This window comes from Pseudomonadota bacterium (genome assembly GCA_026388275.1).
In the GTDB taxonomy this organism is placed as follows: domain Bacteria; phylum Desulfobacterota; class Syntrophorhabdia; order Syntrophorhabdales; family Syntrophorhabdaceae; genus JAPLKB01.
The window spans coordinates 14,728-32,211 of record JAPLKB010000001.1 but is presented as its reverse complement, the minus strand read 5'-3'; the positions used below and the strand labels follow the sequence as shown (position 1 = coordinate 32,211).

The 17,484-nt window shown below is 42.6% G+C and carries 15 protein-coding genes; 4 read left to right on the top strand and 11 right to left on the bottom strand.

The window, feature by feature from the left end; all coding sequences use genetic code 11:
* Positions 1-724 precede the first annotated feature (724 nt).
* Entirely contained in the window at positions 725-1,510 is a 786-nt protein-coding gene (locus tag NT010_00120) for a VPLPA-CTERM sorting domain-containing protein (GenBank protein MCX5804460.1), read from the top strand.
* Positions 1,511-1,872: 362 nt separating this feature from the next.
* Here NT010_00120 and NT010_00115 read toward each other — a convergent pair whose 3' ends face one another.
* Both NT010_00115 and NT010_00110 read right to left on the bottom strand, forming a co-directional pair.
* Complete coding sequence (locus NT010_00115; GenBank protein MCX5804459.1) at positions 1,873-2,871, bottom strand: MBL fold metallo-hydrolase; 999 nt, start codon at positions 2,869-2,871, stop codon at positions 1,873-1,875.
* A gap of 310 nt (positions 2,872-3,181) precedes the next feature.
* Complete coding sequence (locus NT010_00110; GenBank protein MCX5804458.1) at positions 3,182-3,862, bottom strand: flavodoxin domain-containing protein; 681 nt, start codon at positions 3,860-3,862, stop codon at positions 3,182-3,184.
* Between the two features lie 855 nt (positions 3,863-4,717).
* Here NT010_00110 and nifU point away from each other — a divergent pair.
* From nifU to NT010_00095, 3 genes are read left to right on the top strand one after another with little or no spacing between them, the layout of a single operon-like run.
* Positions 4,718-5,554, top strand: coding sequence for a Fe-S cluster assembly protein NifU (nifU, locus tag NT010_00105; protein MCX5804457.1), 837 nt, complete (start codon positions 4,718-4,720; stop codon positions 5,552-5,554).
* On the top strand, positions 5,551-6,729 hold the full coding sequence (nifS, locus tag NT010_00100; GenBank protein MCX5804456.1) for a cysteine desulfurase NifS: 1,179 nt from the start codon (positions 5,551-5,553) through the stop codon (positions 6,727-6,729). The genes nifU and nifS overlap by 4 nt, the downstream gene beginning before the upstream one ends.
* Positions 6,730-6,741: 12 nt before the next feature.
* On the top strand, positions 6,742-7,428 hold the full coding sequence (locus NT010_00095; GenBank protein ID MCX5804455.1) for a dienelactone hydrolase family protein: 687 nt from the start codon (positions 6,742-6,744) through the stop codon (positions 7,426-7,428).
* A gap of 182 nt (positions 7,429-7,610) precedes the next feature.
* Here NT010_00095 and NT010_00090 read toward each other — a convergent pair whose 3' ends face one another.
* The 9 genes from NT010_00090 to NT010_00050 form a co-directional block, all read right to left on the bottom strand.
* Entirely contained in the window at positions 7,611-9,125 is a 1,515-nt protein-coding gene (locus NT010_00090; protein ID MCX5804454.1) for a sigma-70 family RNA polymerase sigma factor, read from the bottom strand.
* A 212-nt stretch (positions 9,126-9,337) separates the two neighbouring features.
* Positions 9,338-9,574, bottom strand: coding sequence for a hypothetical protein (locus NT010_00085; GenBank protein ID MCX5804453.1), 237 nt, complete (start codon positions 9,572-9,574; stop codon positions 9,338-9,340).
* A gap of 308 nt (positions 9,575-9,882) precedes the next feature.
* Positions 9,883-11,145, bottom strand: a complete 1,263-nt coding sequence (gene larA, locus NT010_00080; protein ID MCX5804452.1) for a nickel-dependent lactate racemase — start codon at positions 11,143-11,145, stop codon at positions 9,883-9,885.
* Between the two features lie 354 nt (positions 11,146-11,499).
* On the bottom strand, positions 11,500-13,365 hold the full coding sequence (locus NT010_00075; protein ID MCX5804451.1) for a cytochrome C: 1,866 nt from the start codon (positions 13,363-13,365) through the stop codon (positions 11,500-11,502).
* Entirely contained in the window at positions 13,362-14,093 is a 732-nt protein-coding gene (locus tag NT010_00070; protein ID MCX5804450.1) for a rhodanese-like domain-containing protein, read from the bottom strand. The genes NT010_00075 and NT010_00070 overlap by 4 nt, the downstream gene beginning before the upstream one ends.
* 59 nt (positions 14,094-14,152) lie before the next feature.
* A complete protein-coding gene (locus NT010_00065; protein ID MCX5804449.1) occupies positions 14,153-15,019 on the bottom strand; it encodes a sulfurtransferase in 867 nt (288 codons plus the stop codon).
* Between the two features lie 11 nt (positions 15,020-15,030).
* The gene (locus tag NT010_00060) at positions 15,031-15,996 is read right to left on the bottom strand and encodes a cytochrome c3 family protein (protein MCX5804448.1); all 966 of its coding nucleotides are present in this window, start codon (positions 15,994-15,996) and stop codon (positions 15,031-15,033) included.
* Positions 15,997-16,107: 111 nt separating this feature from the next.
* Entirely contained in the window at positions 16,108-16,320 is a 213-nt protein-coding gene (locus tag NT010_00055) for a hypothetical protein (GenBank protein MCX5804447.1), read from the bottom strand.
* Positions 16,321-16,459: 139 nt separating this feature from the next.
* Complete coding sequence (locus NT010_00050; GenBank protein ID MCX5804446.1) at positions 16,460-17,455, bottom strand: RluA family pseudouridine synthase; 996 nt, start codon at positions 17,453-17,455, stop codon at positions 16,460-16,462.
* Between the last annotated feature and the right edge of the window lie 29 nt (positions 17,456-17,484).

The window sequence follows — 17,484 nt, the reverse complement described above, 5'->3', positions numbered from 1 at the left end:
CCGGGATGTATGCGAAATCAGATATTCAGACATTTCTTGATGAACTGAGGGTTTTAGTCTCATTCATAGAAAAGCAGGTTGAAACAGCCCCGGAGATTGTATCGGTGAAACAAACAGATAAGAAGCCTGTTCCGCAGGTGTGAGGATCAATATGTGCAAGCGGCTTTGCTGTTCCTTGAAAGGCAAGGATTATTAACAGGAATGTGTCTCTTATATCATTGCCGGTATGGTTTTATAACACGTACAAAATGAGAGCTTCGCGGTTTCCCAGAGGCAAAGACTACGGATTGAAATGTGCGCCTTCTGCCCTTAACTGGATAATTTTTCTTTCATCTACAAGTCCAGTATATGGCCTTTTAGGTTTGATCGTAATTACGCTTTGAAAGCAAGTACACTCATGGATTCCGAGAATCGTCAGAGATAAAAATCTAAAGGGCATAACGTATCCTTATAATATTACAATAATTGTCGTACTTAACCTACATACATTGTATTACATATCCTACATACAAAAATATTTTGTTGTTATATATTGTTTATTTAATAGTTATGATAAAGACAAACTACTAATGGCGGCGGGACGAAAAACTATAGGTCTCAAGACAGATAGCCGGGTTGCAATATTTATAAACATAGATAACGTTTGTAAGTTCTTTTATTTAAACCATCATTCGGCAAAATAGACTTTTTTAATGTAAACAGATGAATAAATGGAGGAGTATCAATGAAAAAGAAATATTTATTTAGTTTTGTTCTGGTCATTTTATTTCTTTGTTCCGCTTTTCCGGCATGGGCAGTCAATACACTCCCTACAGTCAATGTTGGTTCTGTAGCTTTCAGTAACATGGGAGCGCAACCTGGGTGGCGCGATGATTTTGATGGTTCAGCAGGCCCCCTCGGAGGATCGTATCTTGTACATGACAATGGCATTGCCACTTTGACGGGAACAGGTATCCTTTCCATATCATCTGATACCCGTGTCTCGCTTCCGTTAGATCAAACTTCCGGCCGCCTCAGCAATGCCGGGTTTGCCGTAAATTTCCAGAACGGGCTGCCTAATGCCAGTTTCGGTTACGGTATGAGAATCAGAAGTCCCAACCAACAGGACGGTGTCAATCTGGAAGTGGTTACTCTTGGTAATGGACAATCATACTTATTTTTCGGTGATGAAAGCCATCAGGGCTCAAACGGCCAGTTTCTTAATCTCATACCCTTACAGGGATTTACATCTATAGGCCTCGGGCTTTTTGTGGATAATATAGGTAACGTCAACGCCGGTTATCTTTTGAATCTCCCCGATGGTTTTCCACAAGACCCGACTGGTTTTATACCGCTGAGTGGTACAACCCAGCTTAATCAAGGCTCAGAAAATTATGACGTCCGCTTCTATGCGATAGGCGACGGCATTCCCTATGAACTGCCCAGTAATGTACCCATACCCACCGCCGTTTGGCTTCTCGGTTCAGGTCTGATTGGCCTTGTTGGTCTCCGGCGGAAGATCAGCAAATAATCTTCACTATATAGTTTGCAACGAAAGGCAGGGTCAATTCGACACTGCCTTTTTTGTTCCTCATCTCTCAAATGTTACCGCTTGTAATCTCTTATCGTGTGTACAAAGATGTTTATGTTTGTTTCGGGAAGGAGTTTGTACCTCAAAAAAACCACGCAGTGTGCATTTCTGGCGAAAACCGCACAGCGTGTCTTTCAGGGAGCAACTTACACAATAACCCATCCTGGCAGTTACGGAGCAAGTTTCTGAAGACAAAAGACAGACCCGTAAAACCACCATGCTGCACCTTATAACCGAAGAGAATAAAGGTGTTCTTTCACGATCCTGACTCGATACCCTGTGATCTGGATGTCCGAATGCTCTTACGGGACCACCCAGTAACCGTCTTCCCTTTGCAGGACGATACCATCGCTTTCCAGGAGCTCCAGATGGCCGATAACTTCTGATATGCCGAGGAAAAGCTGCTCTCCCTGCAAATCGGGGAAGAGCGCCTGTACAATTGAGAATGCCCTGCAGGGACCCCGATCGAGGATATCGCGCACCAGTTTTTGTCGCTGCCTGATGAAGGTGATGATCTCATCGATCCTGCCGGCAACATCCTCGATGATCTCGCCGTGGCCCGGCAGTGCCTTTTGGATGGCCATCTTCTTTACCTCCTGAAGAGAGGCAAGGTATGATTTCAGGCTTTTATACTCATGCTGTGCAGACCCGGGTCTCTGGATCAAAGCATTGGAGCTGATATCCTTGAGGAGGAAATCTCCTGAGAAAGCTGATGTTCGATCTTGTGAATATAGCAGTATGCACCAGGGGCTATGTCCGGGCACTGCTTTGACACTATACGGGGCTGATCCGAGCATAAATTCATCTCCATCTTCCAGGAAGCGGGAGACAGTGACAATACAACTGTATGCACGTGCCCAGTCGTATAAATGTTCGAGATACGTACGAGGATTTCCCGGCACACCGGCCTGGCGAAATATCTCCATATAGTACTGAAGCTCCATGGAGAACTCATCATTGAAATGCTCAAGATACCTTGCCCCTCCCCTCGAAGTCCATACCTCCGCCCCGCTTAATCTGACAATCTCGGCGGCCGCTCCACAATGGTCAAAATGGGGGTGCGTGATGATAATTCTCTTAATATCCTTGATAGAATAACCTTTGCCATTCAGCGCTGCCTGAAGTTCGTTTATGTAAACGGCACCCTTCGGAGGGGTGTCGACAAGGGTTGGAATTTCATCCTCAATAAGGTACACATTAACCTTGCCCACAGGAAATGGGGTCGATATGCCAAGGAGATGAATATGGTCTGTTTCCGCTGTTGTGTTTACCATTAGCTGCCCTATCTTACCCGTAAGCATAATATATTGTCCCCCATCTGCGCAACAGCTGCTCAATCATTTCCTGGGACTCACGTCGCCCCCTCCACCGGCCAAGCCGTCGGAGCCTCCCCCACTCGCCCGAGAACGGGCTATTTAGCGCTTTGACGCTATCTACGCTTGGCTCACGTCGCCCCCTCCACCGGCCAAGCCACGACCCGCTAAAGCGGGTGCCCCGGCCTCCCTTTCTCGCTCACCGTGTGAGCTAATACCTGCGTCGGCTCGTCGTCGCCCGGGTACCTTCTGGGCGCTATGTATGACACCGAAGACGCGTTGCTTACTTCCGGGATTCCTATCGAACTAACTTCGCATATACCGGTTCGCGTGCCCAGGCGCGAATGACATTCCAGTCACGGAAATCTCCTTCCGGGGTTTCTTTGGACTTCAGAATCTTCTTGTTTATCCAGGAAAGGTTGCTGTAGTCCATCGCTCCGGCAAATGTTCCAATGCCGACAGGCCTTATTTCCGGTACAGATTTAAGGATTGGGTCCATGTAGGACAGCACTTTGGCCCGGTTCTCTTCTGTCGGACGGGACAAGGTCATACACACGAGAAAATAGGCGACAGGCATCTGGCGCAGGATGTCCCTGTTCTCTTTCACAAAATCCACCGCCTCAGACAACCATTTGCCCATATAGATCGCACTGCCTATGACAACTCCCTGGTATGAAGAGAGATTACCGGCATTCCTGATCAGAGCCACGTCAGTGGCCATTTCCTTTTTGCAAAATTCCTTTCCGATGGCGTCGGCAACTCCTCCGGTGGAACCGTACTTGCTGGCGTAGGCGACCAATACTCTCTTTTCCATATTCTTCTCACCTCCACATTTTCCTTCGGGGAACTTTATGTCTGCTGCATGGCTGATCCTCGCACCTGACGCACCCCCGAGCGTCATTGCAGTAATAAGGCCGGCAGACAGACCCAGGAAATCCCGGCGGCTGACTCTCCAGATATTGCTATCATTGACTCCCATCAGAGCACCTCCTTTTCGTTCTGTAGGTATTGTCAAAAGTTTTCATAATATTGTTTTGTTTCTTGAGTATTTATTAACTTTTTCTCCTGGTCGGTCAGCGGCATGATTGGGATATTCATGACCCACAAGTGGGTGCCCCGCGCTCTGCTTCACCTTGCGATCCTCCGACGCAATTATTGCCCCCTCTCCCTTTTCCCCTCCCCCTTATTATGACTTGTAAGGCATATCTTTACTCAACCTTCTTATCAATTTTCCATTCAACTTTTGACAATATCGTTCTGTGTTCTGCATATCCCTTCAACGGAGGATGTTACAAGGTCTATACCGTAAAGTATCGATACGACCAACCGTTATCCCTGTAATACAGAATAAATATCATTTTTCTTTTAAGAATGTTTGTCTTAAAAGTAAAAGTTTGTAACAAATTGTAACATCACTATAAGAGTGAAATGAACTGATGTTAATTAGAATTTATAATATGTATTTCTTTGCTGCTGGTAAACCTTATTGAGGTAGGAAAATTTTTGGACAATCTTTTTTTACCATCCATGAAAACACTTGAATTATTAGCATATGAACCATATATTAACCAAATAGGTAAATCCCCGGCTTTGCCGGAGTTGCAGGGTTTAGCATTTTTATAATTAAAATATGGATATCCGGGATACAATGAAGCTCCTTGCCGCAAGCAGCGGTGTATCAGCGGGATGAGAACCCTATCCCCCTCACCCACCCTCTCCCCCGTTGGGGCGAGGGGAAGTTGTTAACCCGCAGCAAGCTGTGGGGAATCATTCGGATTGAATTGATGTTGCATAAAGTATGATTTTTTAATTGCAAAAACAGGAGGAATTTTTTATGTGGGAATACACTGATAAAGTAAAAGAACACTTTTTAAATCCGAAAAATGTGGGTGAGATAGAAAATCCCGACGGCGTGGCAGAAATCGGTTCCATTGCCTGTGGCGACGCCCTGAAGCTGACCTTCAAGCTCGACGAAAACAAACGGATAAAAGAAGCCAAATTTAAAACCTTCGGTTGCGCAAGCGCCATCGCGTCGGCATCTGCATTGACCGAGCTGATAAAGGGAATGACCATTGAAGAAGCTATGAAAATTACCAACCAGGACATAGCAGACAGTCTGGGTGGACTGCCTCCGGAGAAGATGCACTGTTCTGTGCTGGGTCAGGAAGCTCTCGAAAAAGCTATCGAATATTATAGAGGGGTGCCTTCTACAGTCAAGGAAGGTGAGGTTATCTGTGAATGCTTCGGCATAACCGATAAAGAAATTGAGAAGGCGGTAACAGAGAATCATCTCACCACCATTGAAGAAATCACAAATTACACAAAAGCAGGCGGCGGGTGCAAGAAGTGTCATGATAAGATTCAGAAGATTATTGATACTATATACTCCCAGCCTGCTACCGAACCGGAACCAAAGGAACGGCCAAAATTAACTAATATTCAAAAAATCAGACTTATTGAAGAGACAATAGAACGGGAGATACGGCCTTCCCTCAAACATGACGGAGGAGATATTGATCTTGTCGATATTATAGGCAACAGGGTAATTGTTGCAACCCGCGGTGCCTGTGCGGTATGCCCTGCATCGCAGCAAACCCTGAAAGGCTTTGTGGAATCAAAATTGCGCGAACTCATTTCCCCTGAACTGGTTGTTGAGGAGGTGCCACAATGAAAGCAACTTATCTCGACAACAACGCAACAACACGCGTCGCTCCTGAAGTGCTGGAAGAGATGCTTCCCTATTTCAGCGATCTTTATGGAAATCCTTCCAGCATGCACAGTTTTGGCGGACAGGTAGCAAAGAAACTCAATGATGCACGGCAGAAGATTGCAGATTTAATTAACGCCTCCCCTGATGAGATTATATTTACAAGTTGCGGCACTGAAAGCGACAATACAGCCATTCTCTCAGCTCTGGCCGTTAACCCTGACAAGCGTCATATTATCACAAGCCGTGTAGAACACCCTGCTGTAAAATCTCTATGCGAGCACCTCCAGGAAAAGGGCTACCGTGTTACCATGCTTGATGTAGACAGCAAAGGCAACCTTGATATGGAACAATATGAAAAGAGCCTCTCTACTGATACTGCCGTGGTAAGCCTTATGTGGGCCAATAACGAAACTGGTGTTATCTTTCCTGTTGAAAAAGCAGCAGCCCTTGCTCATGAAAAAGATATTCTATTCCACACAGACGCTGTTCAGGCTGTGGGAAAAATACCGATAAATATTAAAGAAACAGCCATCTCCATGCTTTCTTTCTCAGGTCATAAAATACACGCGCAGAAAGGGATCGGTATATTGTATCTCCGGAGAGGGACCAAATTTCTGCCCTTTATGATCGGAGGACATCAGGAGAAGGGCCGCCGCGGAGGAACAGAAAACACGCCCAGCATTATAGGCCTTGGGAAAGCATGCGAACTTGCAGCATTAAATTTGCAAAATGAAAACACGAAAGTCATCAGTTTGAGAGACAGGCTTGAAAATGAAATCCTGAAACGTATCCCTAACTCCAAAGTAAACGGCGGAGGCGCGCCACGCCTTCCAAATACAACAAATATCAGTTTTGAGTTTGTTGAAGGAGAAAGCATTTTACTGCTTATGGATGAATACGGGATTTGTGCATCTTCAGGCTCTGCCTGTACATCGGGCTCATTACAGCCTTCACATGTATTACGGGCCATGGGCGTACCCTACACAATGGCGCACGGTTCTGTGAGATTCAGCTTGAGTATATACAATACTGATAAAGATATTGACCTTGTTATTGAGAAATTACCGCCCATCATTGCACGATTAAGGGCAATGTCACCATACTGGAACCAGGGTACAGCCTGCGAAAACGCATGAGGATAAAAACCAATGTGCTTTTCAATTATAACAAAAAAGGTATCAATCACAATTGAAGACAGGGGAGAAACATCCGGCATAATCAGTATACCTGATGGGTTAAAATCAAATACAGCATTTATTGTGGCACATGGAGCAGGCAACAACATGAACACACCTCTCCTTGCTGCTTTTTCTGAGGGTCTTGCCAATTCAGGTTATCCTGTAATGAGATTTAATTTTCTCTACAGCGAACATGGTAAGAAGACACCCGACAGGCCTGAAATACTTGTGAAGACCTGGCTTTCAGCTTACAGTTTGTTTAAAGAAACTATGGGACACGACATCAATTTCATTATCGGTGCAGGAAAATCAATGGGTGGACGAATTGCATCCCAGATGGTCGCCGACAATATTTTGCCTGTTAACAGGCTTATTTTTCTTGGATATCCCCTCCACCCGGCACACAACGTTCAAAAGCTCCGTGATTCCCATCTATATCGGGTTCAGATACCCATGCTTTTTTTTGCAGGGACCCGTGATCCCCTGTGCAACATGGACACCCTTAATACAGTACTTAAAAAGATAGAGACCCCCTGGGACCTCCATATAATTGAAGGCGGTGATCATTCCTTTCATGTACCTAAATCAATGGGGGACACAGACAAAAATATCTATGAAAGGATTATCAAAAAGACTCTCGACTGGATTTCGCGATAATCAGGTAAAATTAAACAAATAGGGAAAATTACCACAGGATTTTGATAACTGCCTGTAAATCTAATGTTTAAAGCACTTTAAGGGTATTTCACAGAATTCTTATTGTACGACCGTTAATTATTCGGAAATGATACGAAATCAATGAAAACTGAATAGAGTCAGGCTGTATGTGCCGAATGTTTTTAATCCTGGAAATCTTCCAACCTCTTTCGTTTTGTCGGATGTTTCAGCTTTCTTAGAGCCTTGGCCTCAATCTGGCGGATACGTTCACGGGTAAGTCCAAAGACCTCGCCCACTTCTTCTAAAGTGTAGTCAGTCTTTTCGCCAATTCCGAGTCTCATCCTGACAACCTTTTCTTCCCTTGGATTAAGGGTTGACAAAACTTCGTCTATCTCTTGCTTGAGAGATATATCTACAAACTCCATGAAAGGCGAGGAAGTTTTTGTATCAGCTATAAAATCACTGAGCCTAGATTCATCGTCTCCGATGGGGGTTTCTATTGATACGGTTCCACCGGAAGTCTTCATGGTTTTTCTGACCTTCTCCAGGGGAAGTCCGGCTTTAAGTGAAACTTCTTCAAGGTTCGGCGCTCTCCCGAGTTCCTGGAAAAGGAGTATAGTCACTTTATTGATTTTATTAGTGGTTTCAAGCATATGGACCGGTACTCTTATGGTTCGTGCGTAATCTGCAATTGCCCTTGTTATGGCCTGTCTGATCCACCAGGTTGAATATGTGGAGAATTTAAAGCCTTTCTGATAATCAAATTTGTCAACAGCCTTCATAAGACCTATGTTCCCCTCCTGTATTAGGTCAAGAAAAGAAAGACCCCTGTTTATATATTTCTTGGCAATATTGATGACAAGCCTTAAATTTGCCTGAACAAGTCTTTCTTTGACAATCTTCAGGTTGTTGTCAATTTGGCTGACTTCCATTAATTTCTGTTTTACGGTTTTTGCCTCGCCATCGTCCATGAATTGCATCTGCCGCTCGATCTTTCTGATAATTTTTGAGATAATCTTTTTGTTGAGTCTGAGATCGCACAGGATTTTTTCTGTTTTGCTCTCAATCATCTTCAGGCCTTTCTTAAGATCCTTCTTGTCTGGTTCGTTTGTTATCAGCAGTTGTTTTTTTATTTCTTCTTTTTTCTCGTGAAGGCTTTTTATGCTTTTAATATAAGATATGGTTTTCTTTCTATATTTTATGCCTTCTTCTTCTGTATAATTAATTTCATCAATATTATTAATCACATCTGATATATTTACAGTCTCTTCCTTCAGGCGGAGGCCTATATCCATGAGTTCACCAACTGCCAGGGGCAATTCGAACAAGATGTTCCTTGAATTTCTTTCACCTTCTTCAATCTCTTCTGCTATCTGGTTTTCTTCATCTGGTGTAAGCAGCGGTACACGGCTTATATCTTCTATATAGGTCCAGATTATGTTATCAGTTCTTTCTGAAGGCAGATTTTTAGCTTCTTCCCACTCCGGGCTTTCTTCTTCATCCGATTCAGTCTTCTCTTGAGTTGTTTCAATTACTTCGATATCAGATTCTGAAAGAAAGCCCAATATACTTTCAACGTCTTCGGGAGAAAAGATGTTTTGACGGAAGTAATCGTTAATTTCGTCGGATGTGAGATAGCCCTTCCCCATTCCTAAGTCTATCAATTGCCTGATCTCAGGGGAATCCTCTATTATCATTGATTAACTCCAAAGAATAAAAGTACCCGGATGCTGGAAATGGAAGCCATCAGAACACATTTTCTGTTATTGATCTCTATTGACAAAATCCTCAAGAGAGATTCCTCGCCGGTATCAGTCAAGTATAGAACCATTACGTATCTATCTGCACAACCTGATCCAGAATCAGAAAATATCAAATTACCTCCAACAGTATAGCTTTCCTTTCTGAACTATGTGACAAAACTGATTTCATCATGGGTCAGATCAACGAGTTCATCATTGCGGTAAATTGCATAGTGAGTTTTTTGACAAACCTGACAGAAATATCGTACCGTGGTAATGCTGTTTATTGCCCTAAGTGTGCCAATATACTTAATTTCTTCTCTCTGACAAAAAGGACACCAACCTCCTCCGTTGTTTACCCAATTTCTTACCTGAATATCAGATAGCATGAGCGGATGCTCCATTAAACCTCCTAACAATTTAATTTCATTATCGAACATGCCAGGTCTTTACTTAAATATATCTTCTGTCCTATATTATTTTTGATTTTTATCCCCTATTTTATAATGTAGATATTATGGCAGCAAGTAAAAGTAAAACCTCTTTACAGTTGGAGAAAACCATGATCATTTCAAAAAAAGGATTATCGGGGGTTGAGAAAGATTTTGTACATCATGTTGCGATTCTATTTTTGTAAAGCTCCTGCACGGCAGTATTTCACTGGCTTACAGAGAAATATTGAACAATTGAAAAATGTACCACTTTCCTAAATTCATTTTTCTATTATGGGGAGTATGTTCTCAGCAGAGGGGATTATATATCCTCTGCCCTTAAGATTTTTTATATAATCTTCAATCCTTTCTGCATAATGGAATCCGAACTTCTCTGTCACATCCTTACTGAATGACGATATCAGTGTAACTCTGTATCTTGCGAGAATGTCTATTACTCTATACGCCACATATGTATCCATGTTGAAGCGCTTCACAAGTTGGCCTCCGAGTGCTCCGGCGTTACCCTTGTATTGTATGAGAAGCTTTTCAAACATCTCGCTGCCCACACCCTCACGGCACTCCGCAAAGAAGAGTATGTCGGCGCCTTCTTTAAGCGCCGGATATGTATTTAACAGAGCTTTTGTCGACTGGTATAGTTGACCGTCCTTCCTGTGCCCGCCTGTCGAAATTATTGCGAAGTCTCCCAACTTCTTGACCAATACGCACCCTGCCCTGTTCACCTGAGCGCATCCCTTAAGAAATTGATCTTTATAGTCACCGGTTCCTGTCCAGAATATTTCTCCGTTTCCGTTGGCCGCCACAGCCACAAGAGTTGAAGTTTTATTTTTCAGGAAAATTTCTGCCGCGCTTGCCATATCCTCATGAACCGGATTACCTTCAAGGTTCGCCTGGTAGACCTTCGGGTGAGGTTGCCCGTCAGACAGTATGGCAAGGGAGTGGTTCTGCTGGATCGAATCGTAGCCTGCAATTCCGGCGGATATATATTTTCTGCCGCCACCGAATCCTGCAATCAAATGGTGGAGAATACCTCCGAAAATGATCACGTGGTCAGCCTCATCCGCTTCTTTCGTGATATAGAGTTCTGTACCGTGAACAGTCTTTCCTTTATATGTCAACCGGGAGGTGTCTTTATTCGCGGAATTCAAAATCTCCACACGGTCCGCTGTGCCGTCGCCCACAAGGCTGGCGTAGAGCAAAGAACCCTGACTTGAGTGCGTACCCAGAGCGATGATAATTTTGATGTTCTTCTCCGGGACACCCATCAATTTGAGCGTATCGAGTATCACAGGAACATAAAGATCACCTCTTGCCCAGAGTCTTGTGTTGTCAGGGCTGATTATGACTATTTTTTTGTTTTCGATTCCTGCAGGCGCGTGTTTTTTTATACCTTCACGTATAATAGCGGATACCTCATCAAAACTCATGGCCGGGATCTCAGGACCGGTCAGAAGTCCCATGATCTTTTCATCAGAAACTGTTACATCTATCTCTTTTGTTCCGTATTCAAGTTTTACGTTCATGGTTTTACTCCTTTTTAAGGTTTCTACTAATTCGAAGATCAGTCTTCATGAAACTTGAATTCAGGTTATTCTTGAATACAAGGTTGAGCATTATTGACCTGCCCGCACTCATTGTAACACCTTTAAGGTTAGTTACTCCACTATAGAATTATTGAGTAGAGTAGGCTACAGGCACCATGTGACCTCTCAGTCATCGGTTTCCAGGAATCAATCTGAGAAGCTGGTGGTGGTGAATTTACCTGTTATGGGGATGGCTCTTTGAGGTGGTATAATTATCTCTATTCCTTATATATCATATAGTTACAAGTAAATATCTGTGAGTCCCCAGGCAGCGCCGGGGGCTTACCGATTTAGTTACGCGAAAAAGAAAGTCCACAGAAGAATAATGGTAAAGATAATGCCCAGCCACAGGCTTGCAAGCCCGAACATGGAAGCGAAAATCTTCATTGAAATACAAGGGTGTTCGATCTTTAATTCATCGAGCCTGTTTTCATTTTTCAGCCTTTCATATTCAAGGCTTCTGAATCTCCTTAATTCCTCAAGTTTCTGTCTGCCCGTGAATATGATAGGATCCATGGGGAATTTTGTCGGAATGAGGTGTGTATTGAAAAAGTGGACTGTGAAAATAAACAGAGCTGCAAGAAGAGCCTCTTCTGAATGGACTATACTTGCTATATTTAATACCCAGCCCGGATAAATATATGATGCCGCCTCCGGCGCCCACAAGGTTATACCGGAACCTCCTATAATAAACATCCCCCAGAAAACAGCAAGAAAGTCGAATTTTTCCCAATAGGTCCACCTGCCGAACTGCGGCATGTCTCCTCTTCCAAAGAACCATTTCACCATGCCCTTGAACTGAGGCCAATCATTTTTGTTAGGCATAAGGGAATCTGGTCCAAAAAGTCTATCTATCCAGCCTCTCCATCCAGACCTACCGGAACCCTTCGAAAAGATGAAGCTAATACCACGCCAGATCGTATATAAAAAGAGTCCGATAAGGATAACCGCAGCAAACCTGTGATATAAGCCTGCTTTATGCGCGCCTCCCATAAAACTTATTAATGCTTTTGCCCAGGGAGTGCCGTGATATTTCAGCGGGAAGCCGGTAATAACCAGACCGAAAAATGAGATTATAAGCAGCATATGCATAATTCTTTCTTTTCCGGAAAACCGTTTTATCTCCTGAACAGCCTCCTCATGAGGCAGCGGTGATTCAGGTACTATGCCAAGTTTTTCGAGCTTGTATTTTTCCCAGTATACTTTCCTCCACCAAAGGAGAGTGTGCATCCAGAAAAAACTGAAGGTAATAAGCAATAAAAAAACCATGGATATAAAACTCCAGTAAAGCGAGGGATATCTGTTTTTATTTTTGTAGTCAGGGTGAGCTTTGAACTCAGCAAATCTCTGATGAAAACCGCTATGACATTTTCCGCAGTTTCTGACAAGATTTTTAGGATTAATAGTCGAATCAGGGTTATCAGGAGGCAGTATGTTATGATTGGTATGGCAATCGGCGCACCCGGCAACACGCGTCGGGTAGCCAAGGTCCTGTACCTTGCCGTGATATGTTTCCTCATAGTATTCTACTGTCTTATGAGACAGCTTATTTCTTTTCATCATCTCTGCGTCCGAATGGCATGAAATGCATTTTCTACTGTAAAACTCGCGTGCTTCCGCAGTATTTGTTTCAAGAGATGTATGATAAACCCTTGTATCATGAAGTCCATGACAATCGCTGCACACAGCCGAATCTTTATTACCTTTCATGGCTGCTGCCGAGTGGTCTGACGCGGCATAATCTTCATTTTCGTGACATTTGGTGCAATTCTTTACAATGGCAATCTTTGAATCTTTCTGCTGCTTCTTCTTCAGAGAATGAATTTCATAGTGACAATCCTGACATTTGAAGTCTTCGTAGAGATAGTGAAAATTTTTACTGTATTCTTTTTCAATCTCGTTATGACACTTTCCACAGGAAATAAGCAGAGGTTTCTCAATTTTTGAAATATGCTTGTCAATGCTTTGAAAAGGCCTGTGGCAACTTGTGCATCCATTTTCATTATGAACTGATTTATTAAATCCAATATTGAATTTGCTGTCGTTATGGCATTCCGTGCAGTCCATTTTTAAATTGGATGATTGTGCGTTAAGGAAACCCGGCAATAAAAAAAAGGAAAGGAGAATCCAAAAAATACCCTTTCCTGTCAATACGATCATCTGATTTTATCCTGTTTTTCTTTGTAAGCCATGCCGCTAAAAAGCCTTTGTACATTCCCAAAACCTTTACTAATCAGAAAAGAGGAGGCGATAAAGGATCTTTTCCCGTTTTCATCAACAACAATAATCGGCCGGTTTCCTGGGATAGCATGGAACTGCTTGTGCAACATATACATAGGTATATTTAATGCACCCTCTATATGTCCCTCTTTGAATAAAGACTCCGTACGGACATCAAGTATCAGAATGCCTTTTTTTTCTGTCATCATCTTCTGTAACTGGTTGAATTTTATGGACACTACAGGCGTTCTTCTGACCCGGTTCATTGTTTCAACCTCGTAGCCTGCGCTTTTCCACTCCGGCAAACCGCCTTTGAGAATGTAAATATCCTCATAACCCATTGTCACGGCTTTTTTATAAACCTCACCTGCTCTTACACAATTTTTCGATTCACAGTAAAAAACTATGGGCCTTTTTTTGTTTTTCAAAAGCAAAGGTGCATTCCTATCAAACTCCTCAAGAGATATGCAAATTGAGCCGGGTATTCTGTGATCCATGCACTCAATATAACTCATCGTATCGACAGTGAGGGCTTTGCTGTTTTTAATTAAAGACATGGTTTCTTCAGGGTCTGCGTATCTTGGATTATCGGCCTTTACTGATACGGCAACAAATGTAAAAATAAATATTATAGAGATCGCAAAAAGTATCGAACATTTGAAGGTCATGGTCTACCTTAGGTATTTTAAAGTCAGGCGCCTCTTTTGCAAGAGGCGCCTGAACAGGATTATTTATCCATTGGCACATTCGGGTCTGCTGCCCATTCCTGAGCTGATCCGTCGTATACCTTTGCATTGGCGTATCCTGAGAGGCTGTATGCCATAAACCAGCCAGGTGTGGCAAACATGCCAGTATCACAGTAAAAAATAATTGTTTTTGTTTTATCCGTCCCAATTACGGGGGCCATTATCTTTTCAATCTCATCTTTGCTTTTGTAAGTCTTGTCTTCATTCAGCAATGTTCCCCAGGGAAGGTTCTTTGCATTTTTTATGTGTCCTGCCCTTTCAACAAAAGTCTGCTTTTTATCACCGCTGTAAAAATCAGCGGGACGCACATCCACAATAATAGCCTTGTCAAGGTTTTTCATGACATAATCTTTGTTCACAAGAAGAGTCTTATCAAATTTTGGTGTAAATGGTTTTGCCTTGGGTTTTTTTTCCCATTTTTCAACTCCACCATTCAGAATTGCAACATCCTTGACTCCGGCATAAATGAGTGTCCATGCAACTCTTGCGGCGCTTACCAAATCAATCGGCGCAGCAACGGTTCCAGCTATAACAACAACCGAGTCCTGCCTTATCCCGGCATCTCCGATAAGATCTTTGAGATCATCATCGGATATCATTTCATTCAATATGTCTTTTTTCTTTGTGATCCATGATTTGGCCACTATGTTTATCGAATTCTGTATATGATTTTCCTTATAGTCTTCAGCCTTCCTGATATCGATGATCACCACCTTAGGATTTGAAATATTATTCGCGAGCCAGTCCGTTGAGACAACAGGCTCCACATTGGCAGAAAAAGCTGCAAGGGGGATAAAAAACAACATCAAAATAACAAGCATGAAACACTTCTTTAATACATTCTTCATCTGTACCTCCATTATTTAATTTTTAAAGCCTTCATATCAAATATCAAATTCTCGTTTGCCTTTGAGCCTTTTTCTATAAGCATCTCTCTGGTAAGAAAATCCTTCTTTTCCACATGACATACATCACAGGATCGTGTTCTTTCTGTCCTTTTCTTAATATTATGGACAGGTGTTGCTTTATAATCGGCAACATTGTCAAAACCTTCCATCTTTATGCCCGCTTTCAAGAAAGTATCTTTCACAATAGGTATTAATCTCAAGGTTGTAAGCGTTTTCTCATGCCTCTGGTCTTTGCCCAGCATAAAACCTGGTTTTGAAGTTGAACCTTTTCCCATATGGCAGTTGTAGCAATTTCTGTATTCACCCTGAGAATGACAGCCGTAGCAGCTCACCTTACCTTCATGTTTTGAATGCGCCAGTTTTACAGTTGCCTTTGCTTCACCTCCTGTTTTATGGCAATCTTTGCACTTCGGCCTTGCTTTTGTCTCATTCTTTGTCAAATACATATTTCCGTCGCCATGCAGTCCTTCTTTCTTATGGCAATCCATACATGTCATGCCCTTCTGGTAATGAACATCAACACCTCCGCCATATTCGCCGGTAAATTCAGGATAAACTCTTCCACCATGACAAAAGGCACAGGTCTTTGCCTCATCCTTTTTTACAAACTTGTGTCCTTCAATAAGACCGGCGCTTATCCCTTCCACAGATGGGGAGAGAACATGACAGTCACCGCATGACGCATGGCAACTTTTGCATGATGAACCAAAAACCTTGTTTTTGAAAACCGTTTCCTCCTTCTTTGAAAATCTCCTGGATATGCTGTGCTGAAATCCATGGACAGTATAGTGAAGTGATTTAGAATAGTTACCTGCAATTTCAGTATGACATTTTCCGCACACTTCGAGATTGGCAGAGGGTTTTTTCCTTATATCTTTATGTGCGCCTTCTTTTTCATTCGAATTTTCATTACCCATATGACAGGACTTGCAGCCATCACCAAAATGAGGGTCCTTACTCAACATGGTTTTATCTATCAAGTACCGCTTATAATAAGTTTCCGGCCTAACTGGCGGAGGAGCGCCTGCTCACCCGCCTCCTGCTTCCTCGCTTATCTTCGGAACAACCACAAGCGGTTTCAGCATCTTTTCGTCCGTATGGCATCTCACGCAACTTGATTCATTCCCGGAGACATTAAAAGCAGCAAATATAATAAAAAAACACAGGAAACATGCAACCCTTATCATTTTCTTACAAAGCCTATTTTTTTGTATGTTGGTATTTTCTGACTTCTGTTCCATAAAACCATTATATCACCCAATATATGATTATGGAGAAAAAAATCAAAGTCCGTATATGCCGGCATAAATTTCTTAAAAATATAACAGGGAGTTTACAAAAAATCCGTATCATCGGGGAAGATAGCCTTGGAATATTTGACTACAAATCACATTTCTCTATAAACCCTATCATATCATCCGGCATCGGTGCTTCAATAATAATAGGTGTACCCATGACAGGATGTATGAACTCTATTTTATATGCATGGAGAAGCGGCCTGTCGGCAATATGCTTCGCCTTCTTTCCGTACATTTCATCCCCTGCAACAGGATGGCCGATATGAGAGAGATGAACCCGTATCTGATGAGTTCTGCCGGTTTTCGGATATGCTTCAACATATGCAAAACCATCAAGTTGTTTTATTACTTTAAAAGACGTAGCCGCATCTCTTCCGCCTTCCTTGAGCACCGCCATTTTCTTCCTGTCAATAGGATGCCTGCCGATATTTCCCTCTATTGCACCTTCTTTGCAGTCCATTACACCTTCAACAATTGCCCTGTATGTTTTTCGTACAGTTCTTTTTTTAAAAAGTGCAGAGAGCATTTCCTGGGTCTTTGAGTCCTTTGCAACAATAATTACACCCGTCGTTCCTTTGTCAAGCCTATGGACAATACCTGGACGGGGGATTTTTGATTGGAGATTGTAACATATTGAATTCTGAGCACTTTGATGTATTATTTCTTGATCTTCAAATTCGAGATTCGAGATTCGAGATTCGAGATTTCTCTCCTCTCCCTGTCCAAGATATGCCAGTACAGCATTAACTAAAGTACCTTCTTTATGCCCGAATGAAGGGTGTACAACCATATCCTTTGGCTTATTTACTGCGAGAAAGTATTTATCTTCGTATAAAATTTCAAGAGGAATTGCCTGTGGGGTAAGGGTTAACGGTTCTTCTTCGGGGATTTCACCGTCAATTTCCATGAGGTTTTTTATCTTTATCGAAGGCTTTGGTGTTTTTCCGGCAATACGGACATAACCGCCTTCTATAATATCTTTAATTTTTGTTCTTGTAAGGGAAAGCTTTTCAGAAAGGAATACATCAAGCCTCTTGCCTTCTTCTTTACAGACGAAATGGAATTGATTTTTAGTCAATTAAGAACTCTGAATTTAAGGATACCGGG

Bases quoted from the DNA above. Each gene is read 5' to 3' on its own strand.
- NT010_00075 (MCX5804451.1), bottom strand. From the start codon at position 13,365: ATGATCGTATTGACAGGAAAGGGTATTTTTTGGATTCTCCTTTCCTTT.
- NT010_00055 (MCX5804447.1), bottom strand. From the start codon at position 16,320: ATGGAACAGAAGTCAGAAAATACCAACATACAAAAAAATAGGCTTTGT.
- nifS (MCX5804456.1), top strand. From the start codon at position 5,551: ATGAAAGCAACTTATCTCGACAACAACGCAACAACACGCGTCGCTCCT.
- nifU (MCX5804457.1), top strand. From the start codon at position 4,718: ATGTGGGAATACACTGATAAAGTAAAAGAACACTTTTTAAATCCGAAA.
- NT010_00090 (MCX5804454.1), bottom strand. From the start codon at position 9,125: ATGATAATAGAGGATTCCCCTGAGATCAGGCAATTGATAGACTTAGGA.
- NT010_00120 (MCX5804460.1), top strand. From the start codon at position 725: ATGAAAAAGAAATATTTATTTAGTTTTGTTCTGGTCATTTTATTTCTT.
- NT010_00115 (MCX5804459.1), bottom strand. From the start codon at position 2,871: ATGCTTACGGGTAAGATAGGGCAGCTAATGGTAAACACAACAGCGGAA.
- larA (MCX5804452.1), bottom strand. From the start codon at position 11,145: ATGAACGTAAAACTTGAATACGGAACAAAAGAGATAGATGTAACAGTT.
- NT010_00110 (MCX5804458.1), bottom strand. From the start codon at position 3,862: ATGGGAGTCAATGATAGCAATATCTGGAGAGTCAGCCGCCGGGATTTC.
- NT010_00065 (MCX5804449.1), bottom strand. From the start codon at position 15,019: ATGAAGAATGTATTAAAGAAGTGTTTCATGCTTGTTATTTTGATGTTG.
- NT010_00060 (MCX5804448.1), bottom strand. From the start codon at position 15,996: ATGGGTAATGAAAATTCGAATGAAAAAGAAGGCGCACATAAAGATATA.
- NT010_00085 (MCX5804453.1), bottom strand. From the start codon at position 9,574: ATGGAGCATCCGCTCATGCTATCTGATATTCAGGTAAGAAATTGGGTA.
- NT010_00070 (MCX5804450.1), bottom strand. From the start codon at position 14,093: ATGACCTTCAAATGTTCGATACTTTTTGCGATCTCTATAATATTTATT.
- NT010_00095 (MCX5804455.1), top strand. From the start codon at position 6,742: ATGTGCTTTTCAATTATAACAAAAAAGGTATCAATCACAATTGAAGAC.